The sequence below is a fragment of the Asaia sp. As-1742 genome, from assembly GCF_011753235.1.
Taxonomy (GTDB): Bacteria; Pseudomonadota; Alphaproteobacteria; order Acetobacterales; family Acetobacteraceae; genus Asaia; species Asaia bogorensis_B.
In genome coordinates, this window is the sequence record NZ_VWWA01000003.1 from 271,950 (window position 1) to 292,288 (window position 20,339).

Annotated in this window: 11 protein-coding genes and 1 tRNA gene; 7 read left to right on the forward strand and 5 right to left on the reverse strand. The window is 58.3% G+C overall.

The features are described from left to right. Positions 1 to 46 precede the first annotated feature (46 nt). From F3J08_RS06235 to F3J08_RS06245, 3 genes are all read left to right on the forward strand, one after another. Positions 47 to 1,633, forward strand: coding sequence for an FkbM family methyltransferase (locus F3J08_RS06235; protein ID WP_166928827.1), 1,587 nt, complete (start codon positions 47 to 49; stop codon positions 1,631 to 1,633). A 26-nt stretch (positions 1,634 to 1,659) separates the two neighbouring features. After that, on the forward strand, positions 1,660 to 3,273 hold the full coding sequence (locus tag F3J08_RS06240) for a glycosyltransferase family 4 protein (protein WP_166928828.1): 1,614 nt from the start codon (positions 1,660 to 1,662) through the stop codon (positions 3,271 to 3,273). 112 nt (positions 3,274 to 3,385) lie between these two features. After that, positions 3,386 to 4,300 (forward strand): hypothetical protein, encoded by a 915-nt coding sequence (locus tag F3J08_RS06245; protein WP_205206769.1) that lies wholly within the window; start codon positions 3,386 to 3,388, stop codon positions 4,298 to 4,300. Between the two features lie 130 nt (positions 4,301 to 4,430). On the opposite strand, the gene F3J08_RS06250 is transcribed toward F3J08_RS06245, so the two are convergent. Together F3J08_RS06250 and F3J08_RS06255 are read right to left on the reverse strand one after the other, a co-directional pair. Beyond that, positions 4,431 to 6,131 (reverse strand): hypothetical protein, encoded by a 1,701-nt coding sequence (locus tag F3J08_RS06250; protein WP_166928830.1) that lies wholly within the window; start codon positions 6,129 to 6,131, stop codon positions 4,431 to 4,433. A 1,090-nt stretch (positions 6,132 to 7,221) separates the two neighbouring features. After that, positions 7,222 to 7,295, reverse strand: a tRNA-Cys gene (locus F3J08_RS06255). Positions 7,296 to 7,486: 191 nt separating this feature from the next. Here F3J08_RS06255 and F3J08_RS06260 point away from each other — a divergent pair. The 4 genes from F3J08_RS06260 (at position 7,487) to F3J08_RS06275 (ending at position 15,516) form a co-directional block, all read left to right on the forward strand. After that, entirely contained in the window at positions 7,487 to 8,956 is a 1,470-nt protein-coding gene (locus F3J08_RS06260; RefSeq protein ID WP_122039342.1) for a TolC family outer membrane protein, read from the forward strand. A 245-nt stretch (positions 8,957 to 9,201) separates the two neighbouring features. Continuing rightward, on the forward strand, positions 9,202 to 11,889 hold the full coding sequence (locus F3J08_RS06265; RefSeq protein ID WP_166928831.1) for a valine--tRNA ligase: 2,688 nt from the start codon (positions 9,202 to 9,204) through the stop codon (positions 11,887 to 11,889). 336 nt (positions 11,890 to 12,225) lie between these two features. Further along, entirely contained in the window at positions 12,226 to 12,921 is a 696-nt protein-coding gene (locus tag F3J08_RS06270) for a tetratricopeptide repeat protein (protein WP_166928832.1), read from the forward strand. Positions 12,922 to 13,113: 192 nt separating this feature from the next. Next, positions 13,114 to 15,516, forward strand: coding sequence for a TonB-dependent receptor domain-containing protein (locus F3J08_RS06275; protein WP_166928998.1), 2,403 nt, complete (start codon positions 13,114 to 13,116; stop codon positions 15,514 to 15,516). Positions 15,517 to 15,597: 81 nt separating this feature from the next. Here F3J08_RS06275 and F3J08_RS06280 read toward each other — a convergent pair whose 3' ends face one another. From F3J08_RS06280 to ilvD, 3 genes are all read right to left on the reverse strand, one after another. Further along, positions 15,598 to 16,413 carry a DUF1868 domain-containing protein gene (locus F3J08_RS06280; protein WP_166928833.1) on the reverse strand — a complete coding sequence of 272 codons (816 nt, stop codon included), beginning with the start codon at positions 16,411 to 16,413 and terminating at the stop codon, positions 15,598 to 15,600. A gap of 208 nt (positions 16,414 to 16,621) precedes the next feature. Continuing rightward, complete coding sequence (locus tag F3J08_RS06285; protein WP_166928834.1) at positions 16,622 to 17,659, reverse strand: hypothetical protein; 1,038 nt, start codon at positions 17,657 to 17,659, stop codon at positions 16,622 to 16,624. A 712-nt stretch (positions 17,660 to 18,371) separates the two neighbouring features. Continuing rightward, positions 18,372 to 20,222: a dihydroxy-acid dehydratase gene (gene ilvD, locus F3J08_RS06290; protein ID WP_166928835.1), complete on the reverse strand. Its 1,851-nt coding sequence runs from the start codon at positions 20,220 to 20,222 to the stop codon at positions 18,372 to 18,374. Positions 20,223 to 20,339: the final 117 nt, after the last annotated feature.

Consider the following 20,339-nt stretch of genomic DNA (forward strand, 5'->3'; position numbering starts at 1 on the left):
CATTGCGTCACGATGATTTTCCGTTTTGACACGAAAAGAGCGCATTTTGAAAGAAATCAACACGCGATACGGTGCTCTAAAGGTTCCCGTAGACGAAAATGATCTGATCGCCCGATTTCTCGTCCATTATGGTGAATGGGCGTGGGATGAGGTATCTTTCATTGCGTCGGTCGTCCCGGAACAAGCCCGGGTGTTGGATATCGGTGCGTGTTTCGGAACGTTTGGTATCGGTCTCTCGCTTCTGAGTGATCTTTCGGAAATCTGCTTCGTCGATGGTAATCCTGCAGTAATTCCATGCCTGACAGAAAATGTCGGGCGCAATATCAAGGCTAAAGCGACGGTCAAGGAGGCTATCGTTGGTCGTCCCGGCCTCAGTGTCTCGGATGTCCATGCTGATCCTGAGAACATCGGATCTGCGTCATTCGCACCTGACGAGACAGCGGCGCCTTCAGATCTGGCTACTTCGCACGTGCGCAGCCTGAAGGAGATATGGGACGAAAAAGGCCCGTTCGACCTGATCAAGATCGACGCGGAAGGCATGGAGCTGAGCATCATAGACAGCCATGCCCGTGAGCTTGCAACCGGAAAAACGGCCCTCTGGCTCGAATGCAACGAAGACGAGAGGTCTCTGGCACTTTGTGACCGGTTGCTGTCCTGGGATCTCGACATCTATTACTTTGCCTTCCCCTCGCATAATCCTGATAATTTCAGACAGGAAAAGAAGGTCATCTTTCCGTTTGCCTACGAGGCAGGCCTCCTTGTTGCGCCCTCTCGTGAGCCGGTCATGTCGGATACTCTGCGGGCCCATGGCTGCATCCTCAAGCGTATCGAAACGGTTGAGATGCTCAGGTCAAGCCTCTGGGAAACCCCACGATGGGGCTACGCGGACTGGCAAGGAAAGTCTGTCCCCGAACTCGCCGCGCTGGCTGGTCATGCGCTGCGCGACGAGAACTTTAGCGAATTTCTGCGCCACGGCTGGAAAAACAAGACGCCGCTCACCCAGGTCAGGCACTCGCTCGAAGCCGAGCTGGAGAGGCTCGCCGGTGAAATGCAGGATCACAAATCGGCAAGCCAGATCGCGCTGAACAAGGTTATGGAGCAAAGCGCTTCCCACCAGCGAGCCGTCCTCGCCGTCGAGGAAGAGAAGGCCTCCTTGCGGCGTATTGTTGACGAGATGGAACTCCGGCTGGTTCGCCAGGACGAGGAAGCCCGGGTGCAGGCGGAACGGATCGGGGAACTCGAGAAATCTCTCGACGACGCCGCAGTAAAGCAGAGCGAGGCTGCTTCCTACGCGAAGTCGCTGGAGCGTAAAATTTCATCGCTGACGGTCGAGATGTTCGATCAGGTTGCCGAGGCGACGCGCCGTTATGAGACGACGCATCAGGCGGGTCGAACCACCGAGTATGTGTATGTCACGTCCGGGGCTCCAGTGGAGACGCGGGTCATCGATTCCGGCCACGCCGAGCAAGTGGCTTTCCTGCAGGAACGCGTCAGAAGTATGGAGATCAGCACAACCTGGAGGCTGACGGCTCCGCTGCGGTCCATGATCGCAGGATTCCCGAATCTGCATAAAGGTATCCGGTTCGCACGACGCACGGCCGCAAGGGTGCGCGATCAATATCGCCGTATCTGAAATAATACTGTGCTCGGATAGAGACCATGAAAACAGAGATTAAGGCCCTGAACGACTATTTCGATGGTGCCTTCTACCTTGCCGCAAACCCCGATGTCGCAGAAGCGAACATGGATCCCTTCGAGCACTTTTGCTCCATAGGGTGGCGGGAAGGACGAGACCCCAGTATTTCGTTCGATACCAAGTTCTACCTTCGTCAATATCCGGACATCGCTGCTGCGGGTGTGAATCCGCTTCTGCATTACCTTGAGGCGGGGCAGTACGAAGGAAGAAAGATCATGCCGCCTCTTCGTGAGGAGAGGCTACGGGTTCAGCATGCCTTGTGGTCGATGAATTACCGGGCGAAGAACTATGAACCGGAAATCCCCGAAGAGGGAATTCTTTCATCTTCCCGCCTTTCGAAGCTCCTCTCGATTCACCTGCTCGACGCTCCGGTCATCCTTTCGGTGAGTCACGACGACTACAGTGTCAATGTCGGAGGCGTTCAGAAGCTTCTCTGTCTTGAAGAGGCGCAGTGTCACGACATTTCATGGAACTATCTTCATCTCTCCCCGAGCTGTCACAGGCTGGGCCTGGCCACGCATGAACCGGAGATACCGGTTGCCCTGTCACTGCGTCTGAATGGCCGTAAGTTGGGCCATGTCACACCGGCTGTTCTCCTGCGGGCCCTGCAGGAAATCGGTGCTGGGCATCTCACGGTCTTCGCCGTTATTCATCATCTCATGGGGCATGACCCGCGGGAAATAGCCACGCTTGTCGAAGGGATGAAGGCGGTTTCCACGATCGTGTGGACGCATGACTTCTTTACCTTGTGCAGTGGTATACAGCTCATGCGCAACGACGCGGTTTATTGTCATGCTCCGGCTGCGAACTCGATGTCATGCGGTATTTGCAGCCATGGCGGTGATCGCCCAAACTTCATGAACGAGATGGCGCTATTCTTTGAACGCGTCGATCCGATCGTTATGGCTCCTTCACAGGCAGCTGCCGATATCTGGGCAAAGCACAGTCCCTACCAATTCAAGATGGTTCTCGGTCGCCCTCTTGGCCGCCTTATCCTTGAGGACTCACGTATACCCTATCGGTCTGGCAGTAAGGACAAGCCGATCAGGGTGGCGTTTCTGGGCTATCGCACTCATCTCAAAGGCTGGAATACGTTTCAGAGGCTTGCGTTGGAGCTCAAGGACGATCCGAGATATGAATTTCATCATCTTGGGATGGCACAAAGCGTTCCGGCCTCGGGAAACATCATCCACACTCCGGTGAACAGTTCATCCCAGGGGGACGAGGCCATGGTGGCCGCCGCCGTGGCGAGGAATATCGATGTGGTGATCAACTGGGCGCTGTGGCCAGAGACTTTCTGCTACGCCGCTTACGAGGCGCTTGCATCTGGCGCCTTTCTCATCGCGCCGGAGGGCGAGGGGAATGTCTCCGCGTTGCTTCGTGACGTTGGGGCTGAGCAAGGGCTGCTGCTTCGTGATGAGGAGGAATTGTTCGCCCTCTTCGTATCAGAGCGTCTCAGCAAGCTGATGCGTATCTCGAGCCGCCGCCGCGGCTACCTGATACCATCCGGTGACAGCGTAAGCTGGCTGGCACGGGCACATACCGAAACAAGAGCAGCGCTGGGGGGAGTATCCTGATATGGGCAAGACATACTGCTTCACGAGCGCTTCTTTCTCCTATCTTGATCGCGTCAGGGTTCTCGGGGAAACGCTTCGCCGTTTCCATCCCGACTGGGAGTTCGTTTTTTGCTTGTCAGATATTGAGCCACCAGGTTTTACGTTTGACCTTGATGAAGAGCCTATCGACGCGGTCGTCAGGATAGGGGAACTCGGAATCCCGAACCTCGACTCGTGGATGTTCGAGCATGATATCGTCGAGCTGTGCACGGCAGTTAAGGGCAAGATGCTTTGCCGTCTTTTCGAGCAAGGCGCCGACAAGGTTGTCTATATCGATCCTGACATCGCGATATTTTCGGATCTCTCCGCGATCGAGCAGGCCCTCGATACGCACGATGTCGTCCTTACGCCGCACCAGCTAAAGCCTGATACCGATCCGGCTGTGATACAGGACAACGAGATTGGCTCGTTGAAATACGGGATATACAATCTCGGCTTCGTCGCCGTTTCTTCCCGTCCCGAGGGGCGGCGTTTCGCAGAGTGGTGGCGCGACAGACTTCTGACATTCTGCTTCGACGATGTCCCAAATGGGCTCTTCACGGATCAGAAATGGTGCGATCATGTCCCGGCACTTTTCGATAACGTCCTTATCCTTCGCGACTCAGGATACAATGTCGCAAGCTGGAATCTGAGCCAACGGCCCATCTCGATCGACGACCAGGGGACAATTTTCGCCGGCGACAAGAAGCTTCGCTTTTTTCATTTCACGAAGGTGACATGGGCAGGCGAAATCATGCTTGAGCGGTATTGCGGTAACCGGATCGAAGTATTCGAGCTTATGTACTGGTATCGATCGCAACTCGACATGAGGGCCCCGAAGGGGTTGCCGCCACGCTGGTGGGCATTCGATCGTTACGACAGCGGTGCTCCCATTCCCAAAGCCCACAGGACGGCCTATCGCAAGGAACAGTGGCTGAGGGTCCGCTTCCCTCATCCTTATGCCAGTGGGCCTGATTCTTTCGAGCAATACATGTATGGTCTTGGCTGATTGACCACCATGACAGCTCGATCGGTTCTTGTTGCTGACGGTCAGGCTGGGTGCAGGCGCGTGACCGGTGAGTGATTGCCGGTCGTGAGGGTATGGTGCCCCGATGATGGACACCATAGCGGATACGGCATTACTGACCACGCTCTATCGTGGCGAGCCTATCCGTCTTCGCTTCAAGAACTGCTGAGGCGTACTGCCCCGGCAAAGTGTATGCCCCCGTCTGGGACTGATTGTTCCAGCTTCCGAGTGTCTCACCGTTTTGCGGGATCACGGTCACAGTGCCGATGCCAAGCTGGGTGATGGTAATGCGGCAGCCACTTATCAGCCCGGGACCGACATTCATTGTTACTGGCGAGTCGCTTGCCGCCGTGATGGTCGTCCCGCAATCAGTGAGCATGAGCTGTCGTGAAGCTGTTGTCGCGCGTACCGGATGCGCCACAATGCGCGTCGCCCGGCTTCCATCCAGATAGAGCTCGTACAGAACGGCATCATCGCCCCGATTGGCAATATTCAGGTCGCTCCACGCGTAACGACCGGGGTTGTTGAGACAGACGCCTTGCAGGGTGTCGATGCCATCCAACAACGTATTGCGATCGACCTGATTGCGGTTTCCCGAACCTGGCTGACATATCGAATTGATGATGCCAAGATTGCCGAATGTGCCACGTGCATTCCGGTTAGCACCGAAGATGGCGTTTCCAACCACATCCAGCTCGGCTTCAGGATGGTTATTCCAGATTCCGATCCGGCCGTAATTGAAATCGGTAGAGAAAAATGGCCAGTTGTTGAAATTACCGTCACGGGCACTGGGATAGGTAAACCAGTCCATATTGCCCATTTCAGACCAAACCACGTTATCATATTGGTGGTAGGCAGTCGGGCCAAAGCGGGCCACGATATTGCTGCGTGAACCTTGTGCCGCCGCAGTCAGGGTGAGGGTGGACGTACCGGCGCCGGATCTGATTGTTGTTGGCTGTGCGAACAGTCCATATTCTGTCGGCGCGTCGATCACCATGCCATCTATGCCGGATGGGAACGAGCATCCGTGGCAGGAAACCGTCGTCGAACCTGCTGTGGTGTCGATATAGCGCTCGGCAAATGTGACGAATTCGGCACCCGTATGCATGAGGATCCAGGGTGCAGGCGCGAGCAAGGGATTGGCTGTTCCATCATACCGGCTCACCTCCAGAAAGGCGTGTCCCTTGCCCATCTGGAAGGGAAGACTGCCGCCATAGCCGATGGCCGCATGCTCGAAGTTGACCTCCTGGCCGGTGCTGGCGCTCAGATTGGCGTCATGCCCGCGAAATGTGAGCGCCGAGAAGCCTGTAGGTGCCGTATTGTTGACGGCGAGCACATTGGAACTCGGCGCATTGGCCGTGATGGTGAGTTCGTTTGCCATTGGAGAAGAAAAATCGAGATGAGTCACACCATCCGATCCCATTTCTGGATCAGGATTGTTCAGGCTAAGGCCCTTTCCTGCCGCTCCATCGATCGTACCGCCTGAGCGCGAAACATAACTGCCGAGTGCCGATTGCAGCGCGTAACGATCGTCTGCCTGAGCTGCGCTGAGATATCCCGCCAATGCATTGCTGAGAGCTTCGTGCGTTACTCCTGCCGTCGTTAACGCCTCAATGTTCCGGGCATTGCGAGCAATATCGTCTTCCAAGGTTCCAAGTGTTGCACCCTGAGTTCCGACCGGGGTGCTGGGGGGCAAGCCGCCCGGCGGAATGAATTGGGGTGTTGCCTGTGCACCCCCAGAAAGAAAACAAGGCATGAATACGGCCAGAAAACGGATGATGGACACTGGTAATGATTGCGAGGAAGTTTTCATTCAGGGCTCCTGCGCGGGTTCTGATGCCCGCAATATTGGCTGTTGGGCCACCGCATTTGAGGGAAGACGAGTCCTGCTCTCGAAGCAGGCGCGTCTGGCCGTGCCGCCGTCCGGTGCTCGCCGTCACGGAGCCGTAGCGCTGTTCGTGGTGAAGCAAAGCGGCTTACGCGCTTGGTCAATGTGTCTGTGTTCGGGAAGGGGGGGGCAGAAACCTGTTTCCAGGGGGCAGACTATGTCGATGTCCTGTGATCATCCCCGCCCGTAGGATATGAGCGATAGAAAATCTCTGTCGTAGCCATATGTCCGGCGACGCCCATCGATGCCTCACGCCCGGCGTGAGGGCCCTCGGCTTCTGATGGATAAGATCAAAGGCATGATTGTGTGCGGGTTATGTGGGCCCGTCTTGCTTGCGGTTTGGGAAAGGCAGTGTCGACACCTTACGATGCGCCCGGCATTCAGACCGTTGCACTTGGTAAGATCGGCAAAGTACTCTCGAAGCCCGCATTCGTTTCAGTGATGCGGGCTCGCGTGTTCATATGGATGGGGACAGTTTGTGCGATATCACTCGTGCCGAAGGCATCGGATATGCTGAATCGTTGTCAGCGTGCGCGAGCAATGCAGCAGGACGCGTTGTGAGAGGACAGATATTCTCTTACGACGGCCAGGTAATCATATGAGATATTTGATATTACCTAATATATATCACGAAATAACCTGATTTGTGAACCCCGTTTATATTTTGGGCCGCGCATACGAGGCAGATTCTTCAGAGAGGAGCGAGCCCAGTAGCCGGTGCTGTGGGCTGGTGATTCCGCTCTCCACTCATAGGTGAGCGAGGGCGTTTATTCCGCATGAGAGGTTGCAAGCTCAACTGGAGGTGAAGCCGGCATGGCCTGATCAGGCACGATATTTCTGCTGGGAAGGATAAGTTTACCAGAAGTTTTCTGGCGGAAGCCCGGTCTGGATGGACCAGATATTTTGCGCGGTTACGGGTGGACCGAAGCTGCATAGCCTGACGACGCGAACGCCACGCGCGTCAAGAATCATCCCTTGGGAAGGGGAATGATGGGGCGCGTGTTTTTGGGGAATTTGGAGGTCCGGGCGGGAGTCGAACCCACGTAGGCGGATTTGCAGTCCGCTGCATAGCCATTCTGCCACCGGACCAGCTGGTGTGTGCGCTATATCCCTCGTCGCGCCGTGCGGGTCAAGAGGGTTTGGAAGCAATCTGCAAGAAATAAGAAGAAATTTCCGAATGCTTCGAGTTATGGCATAGGAGCGCTCAAGAGCACCTCAACACCAGCGTATGAATATGCCAGCACGTCGTTGCAGCGTTGCCGTCAATCGAAAGGGCATCCATGAAAACGGATCAATTAAAAGCCTATACTTCGCTCAGTGTCGGTCTGATTGCAGTTTTGAACAGCACGACGGCGCTTGCGCAGACTTACGACGGCAAAGGCTCGCCCGAGTTCATTCCCCATACGCTGCAGGAAGCTCTGGCGACGGCATATCTCACCAACCCGACCTTGCGTCAGGAACGGGCAAGGCTGCGTGCGACAGATGAGCAGGTGCCATCGGCGCTGGCAGGCTGGCGTCCCCAGATACGCGGGCAGGCTGGGCTAACGTACTACAAAGGGGCCAATATCTATGGCGCCCAGGGCCCAGAACCAGGATCGGATTTCGGGACGCCTGCCTATAGCCGGTCCTACTCGACCCCTGGATATCAGGGTGGTGTAACGCTCACAGAAAACATTTATACAGGCGGCAAGACGACAGCCCAGACGCATCAGGCCGTCAATACTGTGATGGCTGAGCGCGCCCAGTTGATCGAGACCGAACAGCAGGTCTTTAATGATGTCGTAAACGTCTATCTCGGGGTGATCCGCGGCGAACAGCTTTTGCAGATCAACATCAATAACGAGCACGTCCTGGAGGAGCAGCTCAGGGCGACGCAGGATCGTTTCCAGCAGGGCGAAATCACGCGTACGGACGTGGCGCAGGCCCAGGCGGCCCTCGCAACAGCCAAAGCGACGCGTCAGCAAAGTGAAGGAACCTTGCGCGCGGCACAGGCGACTTACCAGCAGGTCGTTGGTGTTCCACCCGCGCCAAATCTGATAGCGCCTCAACCGCTTGCCCTCCCTGTAAAAGCAGAAAAGGATGTCGTGGCCGAAGCGACACGCAATAATCCTCAGATCATCAACGCGCTTTTCGTTGAAGCGCAGCAGAAGGATAATTTCTCGGTCCAGATGTCGCAGATTCTCCCCAAGATCTCTGCAACTCTTGGATATTCCTACATCAAGAATCAGGGCTATGGGAAAATGGTCACTGATAACAAATATGGCATGATCAGTTTCGACGTCCCTATCTATCAAGGTGGCGCCGAATACGCGGCTGTACGTCAGGCCCGCCAGCAATACCTTGCCGCGCGCAGGGCGACCGAAATTGCCCGGCGTTCTGCAGCGCAGGACGCATCAGCCAACTGGCAGCAGTTTCGAGCCTATAATGATTCGATCACCAGTAACCGCACAGCCATTGCCGCCAACGTGATCGCTCTTGACGGTGTTGAGCGTCAGGCCATCGTCGGCACCAGTTCGACCCTTGAAGTCCTTCAGCAGCAGCAGACCCTTCTTCAGGCGCAGACGGCGCTTGTGCAGAATCTGGCAGGGCTGGTTCAGTCCTCTTATGCCGTGGCCGCAGCGATGGGGCGGCTGACAGCGGCTGATCTCAAGCTCGACGTGCCGATCTATGACGAAAAGGCCTATTACAAGGCCGTCAAGGATCGCTTGTGGGGCATCAACGACTATGCCGTGAGTCAGCCAGGGCGCTAAATCCGGGTCAACTTCATAAAATGGGTAATGCCTAACGGGTCGCCCCGGCGTTTATCGTCGGGGGTATCAGTGAGTGCTCATCGTCGTAGTTTCACCGATCCGTCCCGAGCGAGACGATATGCCTGCCTGCGCGATGAGGGGTTTGGCGAGGCGTCGCGAAAACTGTAAAGTGCGGTCATTGGACGTTCGATTCATATCCGGCCCGTCAGGTCCCCGGGTATGGCCAGACAGGTGACAGGAAGACAATGCTCGAAAAGACCTTTGACCCCGCGGCATGTGAAGCCCGCCTCTATGCCCAGTGGGAGGCAGAAGGTCTTTTTGCGGCGCATCCTGAAAAAGGGGGCGACGCCTTCTCGATCATGTTCCCGCCGCCGAATGTGACCGGTACCCTGCATTTCGGTCATGCGCTCGATTTCGTTCTTCAGGATATCCTGATCCGCTGGAAGCGCCTTGAGGGCTGCAATGTCCTCTGGCAGCCGGGTACAGACCACGCTGGCATCGCCACGCAGATGGTCGTCGAGCGCGTGCTCGACAAAGAAGGCGTCAGCCGCAAGGAAATGGGGCGCGAGAAATTTCTTGAACGCGTCTGGGCCTGGAAAGAGCAATCTGGCGGCCAGATCATCAAGCAGTTGCGCACGCTCGGTGCTTCGGCCGACTGGGAGCGCGAGCGCTTTACCATGGATGAGGGCCTGTCACGCGCCGTTCGTGACGTCTTTGTCACCCTGCATCAGCAGGGCCTGATCTTCCGTGCCAAGCGTTTGGTTAACTGGGACCCGGCGTTCCGCTCTGCCATTTCCGATCTCGAAGTCGAGAACAAGGAGACCAAGGGCTCCATGTGGTATCTGCGCTATCCGGTCGAGGGTGGCGGGACCATTGTCGTGGGGACCACACGCCCCGAGACCATGCTTGGCGATACCGCCGTGGCCGTCCATCCGGAAGACGAGCGTTACACCGCACTGATCGGCAAGTTCGTGACGCTGCCGCTTACGGGCCGTCGCATTCCGATCGTGGCCGATACCTACTCTGATCCCGAGAAAGGGAGCGGCGCGGTCAAGATCACACCCGGACATGACTTCAACGATTTCGAGGTCGGCAAGCGGCATGATCTGCCCATGCCGAGCATCCTGGACGAGGCGGCAGCGATCTGGCTGGATGAAATCGCGTCCGAGCTGCAGGAGATCGAGGGGCTTTCCTCAATCGACTTCGTTCGGTCGCTCGAAGGGATGGACCGTCTCGAGGCGCGCAAGCGTATCGTGGAGGAACTGGAACGTCTCGAGCATATCGAGAAAATCGAGCCGCATACGCTTCAGGTGCCCTACGCCGAACGTGGCGGTGCCATTGTCGAGCCGCGCCTGACCGAGCAGTGGTATTGCGACGCGGCAACCCTTGCCCAGCCTGCCATCAAGGCGGTGGAGGAGGGGCGCATCCGCTTCGAGCCCCAGCAATGGGAGAACACCTATTTCGCGTGGATGCGTGACATCCAGCCCTGGTGCATCAGCCGTCAGCTCTGGTGGGGGCATCGTATCCCGGCGTGGTACGGCCCGGAGGGAAGCGTGTTTGTGGCACGTAGCGAGGAAGAGGCCCTTGCTCAGGCACGTGCGCAGTTCGGCGACGATGTCAGCCTGACACGCGATGAGGACGTGCTTGATACTTGGTTCAGCTCGGCGCTCTGGCCTTTCACAACGCTCGGCTGGCCAGACAAGACAGCGGAGCTCGCGCGTTATTATCCGACAAGTGTGCTCGTCACCGGATTTGACATCATCTTCTTCTGGGTTGCCCGGATGATGATGATGGGTCTGCACTTCATGGATGACGTGCCATTCAGCACGGTCCTGATCCATGGTCTGGTGCGTGACGAGCGCGGCCAGAAGATGTCCAAGAGCAAGGGCAATGGCCTTGATCCGCTCGATCTCGTGGCCGAGTTCGGCGCAGATGCGACACGCATGGCAATCTGTGCCCTGACGGGGCCGGGACGCGATATCAAGTTCGGCCGCAAGCGCGTGGAAGATTACCGCACCTTCATCACCAAGATATGGAATTCAGCGCGCTTTTGCGAGATGAACGGCGTCAAGCCTGTGAGCGGCTTTGACCCGGCCTGCGTGCAGAGCGTGCTCGGGCGCTGGATCCTCGATGAAGCGACGAAAGCCGTTGCGAGTGCCAAGGCAGCGCTCGACGCCTATCGTTTCGACGAGTTCGCTGGCACCTGCTACCGCTTTGTCTGGAACGTGTTCTGCGACTGGTTCCTTGAACTCGCAAAGCCTGCCTTTGCAGCCGAGAACACGCCGGAGCAGGATGAAATCCGTGCGGTCGCCGCCCATATTCTCGGCACCATCCTGCAGATGATGCATCCCGTCATCCCGTTCGTGACGGAAGAGCTCTGGCAATCCTTCGGGTTTGGCGGGAGCGTGGCACAGTCCGCCTGGCCGACGCTCGTTCCGCCGCAGGGCGCCGACGTCGCGTCTCATGAAATGGACTGGGTGATCCGTCTTATCAGTGAGATTCGTACCCTACGTTCGGAAATGAACATTCCGCCGGCGCAGATGGTGCCTGTGTTGCTGCGCGATGCCACCCCGGAAACGCTGGAACGTGCCGAGCGCTGGGCCACGGTGATCGGGCGCATGGCGCGCGTAACGTCGGTCTCCGCTCTGGCGGGCGAGCCCCCCAAGGCAGCCGCGCTGACGGTAATCGATGAGGCAACACTCGTCCTTCCGCTGGAAGGACTTATCGATATCGGGGCTGAAATCCAGCGTCTGGAAAAGGAAATCGATCGCCTCGCCAAGGAAATCGACAAGGTCGAGCGTAAGCTGGGCAATGCCGATTTCGTGGCACGTGCCAAGCCGGAGGTGGTCGAGGAGAATCGCGAGCGTCTGGCGAGTTTCACCCATGATCGCGAGCGCCTCCAGGCGGCGCTGGCACGGCTTGCCGGGGCCTGATCTGTCAAGCATCACGCAGAGTGGCCGACGCGCTCTGCGTGATGACTCCCGCCTGTTCAACGAACCGTTCATGACAGGTGGGGGAGAATGATACCGGGTTTCGGCAGGAACCCAATTAGGCTTCGCCTAGGCCCGCTCCCTCCAAAACCAAGCACGTTATGCGAGAGATTCGCAGTTGCGTGAGAATACTCCAGCGCATAGAGCGAGATGGCTCCGCCCCTGTGGCGGCCTGATCATCCTGGGGGCGTACCCGTGCTATCTTATCTCAAACGCCTCATATCGCGGCCTATAAAACGGGGGACATCACCTCGTGATGACGGCCCCGAGTTGCCGGAAATGATCTGCGCTATTCGAGAGGCGGCTTATCAGGGGCATGTTGCTGCTCAGGTTCAATGGGGCGATATCCTGCTTGAGAGTATCTATCTTCCGTCAGACCCGGTCCGGGCGAGACAATGGTATGGTATCGCCGCCTCCTCAGGCTATGGCCCGGCTCATAATATGCTCGGGCGCTGCCATCATTTCGGCTGGGGTGGCCCGGTCGATCTGCCCGCAGCTGCGACACATTACGGAATCGCCGCCGCAAAGGGTGATCTCTGGGGCAACTACAACCTTGCAATCATGACCATGCGTGGCATCGGGATGACCGCCGATCTGCCGCGCGCGCTTGCCTTGTTCCGCGTCGGGGCGGAAGCCGGTCATCCCAAATCGATGAATCTTCTCGCCCGTTTCATTGAGGAGGGGTGGCACACACCGCGGGACCCCGCCACAGCGCTTGTCTGGTACCGCCGAGCAGCAGAAGCAGGAGATTATCGAGGGCAGCATAATTACGCGACGGCACTTCTCGCCCTCGGAAAGCAGATGGAGGCGCTGGACTGGTGGAAGAAAGCGCTGGCTGATGCGACAACGGATGTGCTGCTCGCCATGCAGAAGAGGCTTCGCGCACTGGATGACCCGCGTGCGCGCGACCTTCTGCCTCGTGTCCACACCAGACTGACGCTTCTCGGTGTGACGACGCCACCCGGCGACGAATGACATGATGTGTCGCAGATAAGCAACACAAAGACATAAACGCGTATGATGCAATTGCGAGACGATTGCAGACGATAAAGCTGAAAGATAGGAACCATTCTCAATTGGCGAGAGCGAATCCCGCCCCAGGCAAGGAGAATGATCGTGTCGGCTAAACGGGTACGTCCCTCACATCCCCTGACGCTCATTGTCGGCATGACGCTCGCCTGCACCTCGGCGCAGGCACAGGTGCAGTCTGTACAGTCGGATGACGAGACGGCGCCCCATGATACAGCCCGTCATAAGAACGGGAATCGTGGGGGGGCTCATCGCAGTGCGGCCCGACGCGACAAGGCTCCTCATGATGAAGCTCTGCAAAGCAGGGCAGACAAGTCCGATCGACCGGACACGAGGGCGAGGCAGCCCGACTCAGCGGATGCCGTCCCCGGCAAGGGAGGCGAGGAGAATCTGCTGGTGCGTGGCACAGGCATGAACATCCTGCATCAGCCTATCGGTCTGGGTCGTATGCCTGAGGACATCATGCACACACCGCAGACGGTCAATGCGGTGCCCCAGATCCTGATGCAGCAGCAGAACGTCAAATCCCTCGACGAGGCGCTGCGAAACGTGCCGGGCATTACAGCGTCGGTCGGCGAGGGTGAGGGCGGTATGGCGGGTGACCAGTTCCTGATACGCGGTTTTGCGGCTCAGAACGATATCTACGAAAACGGCCTTCGCGATTTCGGCGTCTATACGCGTGACAGCTTCGATTACGACCATATCTCGGTCATTAAGGGCCCATCTTCCGAGGTTTTCGGCAATGGTACCACAGGCGGTGCCATCAATATCGTGACCAAGGTCGCCCATCTGGGTGACAGCTACAACGCACAGTTTTCCGGCGGGTCGGGCGAGTATTACCGCGGCACGCTGGACGTCAACAAACAGCTTGGCGACGCATCGGCGATCCGGATCACCGGCATGGGCAACGAAAACAATGTTGTTGGACGCGATGATATCTATTCGCATCGCTGGGGACTCGCGCCGTCAATCGGCTTTGGCCTTGGACGCCGCACGAGCTTTACCCTCGAGTATTTTCATCAATCCGATAACCGCATTCCCGATTATGGCGTGCCGATCGTCACGAAACCCGGCAGCACGGTCGGGCGCCCGGCTACGGAATACGGGCTGAACCGTCACAACTGGTACGGCACGAATTATGATCAGGATGTATCCAATGTGAACATGCTGACCGCGCGCCTCAACTCCGAAATCAGCCAGCATCTGACGATTTCCGATGATCTACGTGGCGGGCTGTACGACCGTTACTTCTCGGCGTCGCAGCCGGGCTGCGACGCTACCTGCCAGAAGCTCTTTTTCACAAATCCCTCGGCTGCTCAGGTCAACAGGCGCGGTCACCTTGGCGGGCCCGAGCCCTATCAGCAGAATGACTGGTCCGTTCAGAACGTCTTCTCGGCGCGTGCCAACTTCCGAACGGGCTCCATCCGGCACCAGATCATTGCTGGCTGGGATGTCGAGCATATCTACGATCGCCGCAAGAACTACGCCTATAATTTCAACGGGCAGAACGGCACGCGCACCGACACCACAAGTCTGGTCGATCCCACGCATGTTCAGCCGGGGCTATTGCTGGGTGGCTTCGGGCAGTACCAGTACGACCTTGTCAATCTCTCCGGCGGGGCCGGACGCAAGCTTTACAAGACCGGCGATGCCACCGATGTCGGGGCATTTTTCTCGGAGCAGATGTGGCTCGCGCCGTGGTTCTCCATTCGCGGAGGCTTCCGCTGGGATCACTGGAACAGTCATTATTCTGCAACCGAAGGGGCGACGGCTGCCGATACGCGCCTGTCCCAGCAGCAGAACACCATCAATCCGACTGTCAGTCTGATGTACACGCCCAGCGACAACACGATGGTCTATTTCAACTGGGCGCGCTCAACCACACCGCTCGGGCTCTACGTGACCAATAGTGCCGAGCCCCTCAAAAGCTCCACACAGGGATTCAAGCCGGAAAAGGCGAGCCTGTATGAAATCGGGGTCAAACAGCAATTCCTGCATGGCCGACTGGGCGCGACGGCCTCGTTGTTCCGGCTGGAGAAGGGCAATGCCCTGATGACCGATCCCTCTACCGGAAGTGTGTCGTCGTCGAGCGACAGCCAGCGCAATCAGGGCGTGGAACTCAGCCTGTCGGGGCAGATCACCCGCAACTGGAGCCTGATCGGCACTTATGCCTATTACGATGCCACGACGACGGGCTCGCTGACACCGGCCGATATCGGCAAGCGCATCCAGTATGCGCCCAAAAACATGGCGACGATCTGGAGCACCTATACGATTGCGCCAAACAAGCCATGGAACCTCACTTTTGGTGGCGGGCTGACATGGCGTGATTCTGTCTGGCTTGATGCAGCCAACACGGCGCGCGTGCCGCATACAACAGAATGGGATGCGATGGTGTCACACATGATCGGCCATCGTTGGCGCCTTGCGCTCAACGGTTACAACCTTGCCAATCGTCTGAACTACTCCAACCTCTTCAGCGATCGCGCAACCCCGTCGGTCGGTCGCACCTTCCTGGGTAGCCTGTCCTTCACCTATTGAAGGCGGCTGCTCGACCTGGGTCCCGCAGGCAGGCAAGACCTGCGGGATCCTCCACCTCCGGGTGTGAGGGTGTTTGGGTATTCAGCCCTTGCGAGACAGGGCAAGAAGCGGCGTGAAGGCGAACATCGTCTCGAAACGACAGAACACAGGGGGCGGAATTTCGATGGTTCCCAGCTTCTCGGCTGTCACGCGGCGCCATTCATGGACAGCCTTGCGTAGAGGTGCTTTCTGCGTATGTGGGATATGGCGGATCTTGTAGCCATAGGTCGCATGGAACATGAATGTCATCAGGTTGTCCGGATGAAATCCGATCGCCTCGGCAAGTTGACGGCGTAAATCATACAGGGCTGTAGCCATCGCGGCATTCGCCGGGCGCAAGGGCACACCAACCAGCGGCGCATGGAACCGGTCTGCGTCGATTTCCACCTCTATCTTCTCAGGGAACTCGAAGGCTTTCGATGCGAGACGATCGCGCAGGATCGCTGTTGTCTGCTCGATCGTGACCGAGGGGGAAATGCCTGATGGCCAGTTGTTCTTTGCCTTCTGTTCAGGGTCGATCCCACCGAGAATTGTCATATGGTAGCTTGATGGCGGGGTCGGCACGATATGGTCAGACCAGTCGCGGCGGATGAGGGCGTTCATGTCCAGCATGGCCACCGACAGGGGATGGGTCTCGGCAAAAGGGCAGATCGTCGTGTTGCCGGGCCAATACAGAGGCTTGCCCTGCGCATCGAATTTGCCCTGACGATCGCCTCCACCTGCTGGCAGGGGCGGCCCGTCACAGCCCGGTTCTCCGTCCGAGGTAGGGGTGGGCGCCGCCCCTGTCAGAAAGAGCGCGCCCAGGCCCAGCAGAAGAGTACGCCGGTCTGAGACGGGCAGTGCGGAAAAGCGTTGCATGAGGGACATTCCGTAAGCCTTGGGCATGTCTGCGCAGGGCAAGTAACGACGAGGCATCTCAATGGCACGAAATGTCGCATTTGTGCATGACATGTTCGCTAAATGGCACTGACGCGTTTTCCTGCGGTACGATCCGGCATTGGGTCGGAACGGCGATGGAGTCCCTGGTTCAGGGCGTCGCGTGGTGCGCCAGTTGACCCATCAAGGCTCAGGGTCGGCCATTCATGCCCTCGCGTGGCGTATCATGCACGGTTGCGATCCCCTCATGCGAGGCATCGAAATGGAGGCCAAGATCCGGCTGACTTACCTGAGACGTGCTCGGTGCGAAGAGAAACTTGCCATGGTGAAAGTCAATCAAGGCAACCTCGTGCCTGAAAAAGCTTGCGCCCAAGGCGCCGTCGAAAAGGTTTTCCAGCACGAGGAATTCCGTCGGTCCGAAGTCGCGCGTGCCAAGACGCAGGTCATTGAAGCGATGGCGAACGCCTCGTTGCAGGGTCCCGAATTTCGTTACGACGGGCTGGTCCTTCTCCAGATCGGCAGCCGACGCCAGTGTTTCCGTCACCGTCTCCCTTGGCAGGGCGCTACGAACAAGATCGGGGTCGAGCCTGATATGGACAGGGTGATTGTCGATGAAGGCTGTTATGCGGTCCTCCTGATCGAGATCGATGATCGCAGGCTTGCGCGTGAAAAGCCCTTCCGGCCCTGCGGCACATTGAGGCCCGTCTCGCCAGGCCAGCAGGCCCAGCTTCTCATGGGGAACATCCAGCATGAGCATGAGCCTGAAATGCTGAAGAATTGGACGCCCGATGATACCCACGAGCGGCTTGCCAGCCAGTAATCTGAGCGGGCCGTCATCATAGCGCTCTGCAACGAGGTCGTGGAGCACGATCGGCCCGATCTCGAGTGTATCGACCCTTGTTGTCTCAGTCGGTGCGTCAGTTTGGTCCTGGGCGATCATCGGGTGACTCGGTCCCTGGATAAACCAGATTGCCCCCGCATTTCTGACAAACAGATGGCCGAATAAGGGGCTTACATACATGGCTGCATCGTGCCCTTCGACGCGCACAGGTATTATGGGGGCGTCATCCGGACCGCCGAGCAGAGGGAGGATCGTGGCACCCTCGACGCAGTTCTGCGCGACGATTGCCGCGTTCGCGATACGATCGGTTGTCTGGGCTCTGGAAACGCCGGTGCCAGCGAGCGCAACCAGGGTCAGGAGAGCTTTATACGTCCTGATATGCAGCATGGCACGAATCTCCCCGATGGGCGACTGCCGGTTCGGATCACGCAGACGTTGGATGAAGTCCCAGGTTCAATCGCGCTCGGTGCAATCAGGACCTTACTGAACGAAGACAGGACCCTTCCGGTCTGACGGAAAGTCTATAAGCGGTGAGAGAATGATATCAATTCGAAATGTTTTTGGCGTGGCAATACCGCATTGCTAAGCCACCAAGGATTCGAAAAGGCCTCTTCGGGCTGTCAGGAGCGCAAAGTATTTTCCGCCTCGATTGCGGAAGTCTTCTCTGCCGCAGGTGGCGATGTCCCGGCAGGGCCGCCTGCAACGCGCGGGGTATTGGTAAGTCTCCCGTGCTCGGTCATGGCCCACTCGTGATTGTCTCTCGGTGTCGCGATAACCCGTGATCTGAGGCAGGCCGCAGCAGGCGCACGAAAGCTCCTGAGTGGGGAGAGCGCAGCCGATCATCCCGATTAGGGAGGGGATGAACGGTCCGTTTTAGAATGGTCTTTTGCGAGAGCCCCCTGTTGGCGGTTGCCTACGGGGGCCGGAGGCTCGCTCACCGTTCCCCCTGTAAGGCACAGGTTTGTCTCAAGTCTCAACGGTACACGGTAGACTTTCTAACCCTGCGGTACTGATGCCATCCGGTGCATGCGGTCCCGGGCGCGTCTCCAGGGGAGAGTTGGCCATGATCCTCAGGAGAGCCGGAATCATGGCCAGTCGGTCAGCCCTTGCGCGAGATCTGGCTCAGATCGCGCACGGCACCGTTGGCGGCGCTGGTGGTGAGAAGGCCATAGGCCCGCAGCGCCGGAGAGACCTCGCGCACGCGATCTGGGGTCCAGGCGGCATCCCCCTTTGCTTCCATCGCAGCACGACGGGCTTCCAGCACATCAGCCGCCACCACGGCACGCAGCACACGGTTCGGGATATCGATTTCGATCTGGTCGCCATCCTCGATCAGGCCGATCAATCCCCCTTCGGCTGCTTCGGGTGAGATATGACCGATCGAGAGCCCCGAACTGCCGCCCGAGAAGCGACCATCCGTGATCAGGGCACAGGTCTCGGCCAGACCCTTCGATTTGAGATAGCTGGTCGGGTAGAGCATTTCCTGCATGCCGGGGCCGCCCTTGGGGCCCTCATAGCGGATGACCACGACATCGCCATCGACGATCCTGTTTGCCAGAATGCCTGACACGGCGTCTTCCTGACTTTCGAATACGCGGGCCCGCCCGGTGAAGGTCAGGAGGCTATCCACAACGCCCGCCGTTTTCACGATGGCGCCCGCTTCGGCGAGGTTGCCGTAGAGCACAGCCAGTCCACCATCCTGCGAGAAAGCATGGGCGCGATCGCGCAGCACGCCGTGCTGACGGTCGGTGTCGAGCGCATGATAGCGGCTGGATTGCGAGAAGGCCTGGGTGGTACGCACGCCACCCGGTGCGGCCAGAAAGCGTGTGCAGGCGTCGTCATCGCCTTCGAGAATGTCCCATTTCGTCAGCGCTTCTTTAAGGGTCGGCGCATGGACGGTATGGGCGGTTGTATCGATGAGGTCACAGCGGGCGAGTTCGGCCAGAATGGCCGGGATGCCGCCTGCACGATGCACGTCTTCCATATGAACGTCGTTCTTTGCAGGCGCGACCTTGCACAGATTGGGCACCTTGCGCGACAGACGGTCGATATCGGCCATGTGGAAATCCACCCCGGCCTCACGTGCGGCAGCCAGAAGATGCAGAACCGTGTTGGTCGAACCACCCATGGCGATATCGAGCGTCATGGCGTTCTCGAAAGCTGCCTTGGTGGCGATGCTGCGCGGCAGGGCCGTGGCATCGTCCTGCTCGTACCAGCGACGGGCAAGCGAAACGACCAGACGTCCGGCCTCAAGGAAGAGCTCGCGCCGATCAGCATGGGTAGCCAGCAGGCTGCCATTGCCCGGCAGGGAAAGACCGAGTGCCTCGGTCAGGCAGTTCATCGAATTGGCGGTGAACATGCCCGAGCAGGACCCGCAGGTCGGGCACGCGGAACGCTCGATGGCTTCCGATTCCGCATCCGATACTTTCGGGTTGGCGGCGGCAACCATGGAATCCACGAGATCGAGCTTGCGATTGATGCCGGGGCCATCCAGCTTGCCGGCTTCCATAGGGCCGCCCGATACGAACACGACCGGGATGTTCAGACGCAGCGAGGCCATGAGCATGCCGGGCGTGATCTTGTCGCAATTGCTGATGCACACCAGCGCATCGGCGCAATGGGCATTGACCATGTATTCGATTGAATCGGCGATCAGCTCGCGCGAGGGCAGGCTGTACAACATGCCGCCATGGCCCATGGCGATCCCGTCATCCACCGCGATGGTGTTGAACTCGCGCGCAATGCCACCGGCTTCAGCTATAGCCCCACCGACCAGCGCCCCCATATCCTTGAGATGCACATGACCGGGCACGAACTGCGTAAAGGAGTTGGCGACCGCGATGATGGGCTTGCCGAAATCCTTGTCCGTCATGCCCGTCGCACGCCAGAGCGCGCGGGCACCGGCCATGTTGCGGCCGTGGGTGGTGGTGCGGGAACGATAGGCAGGCATGAGACTGATCCGGGAGAGCTGGAGTGAGGGGGCGTGTTGCGCATGAAATGCAATAGCAACGAGCCCGCACGAGTATTTTTATTACCCTGTGCGAAATAACGTGGCCAATCGCTTGCC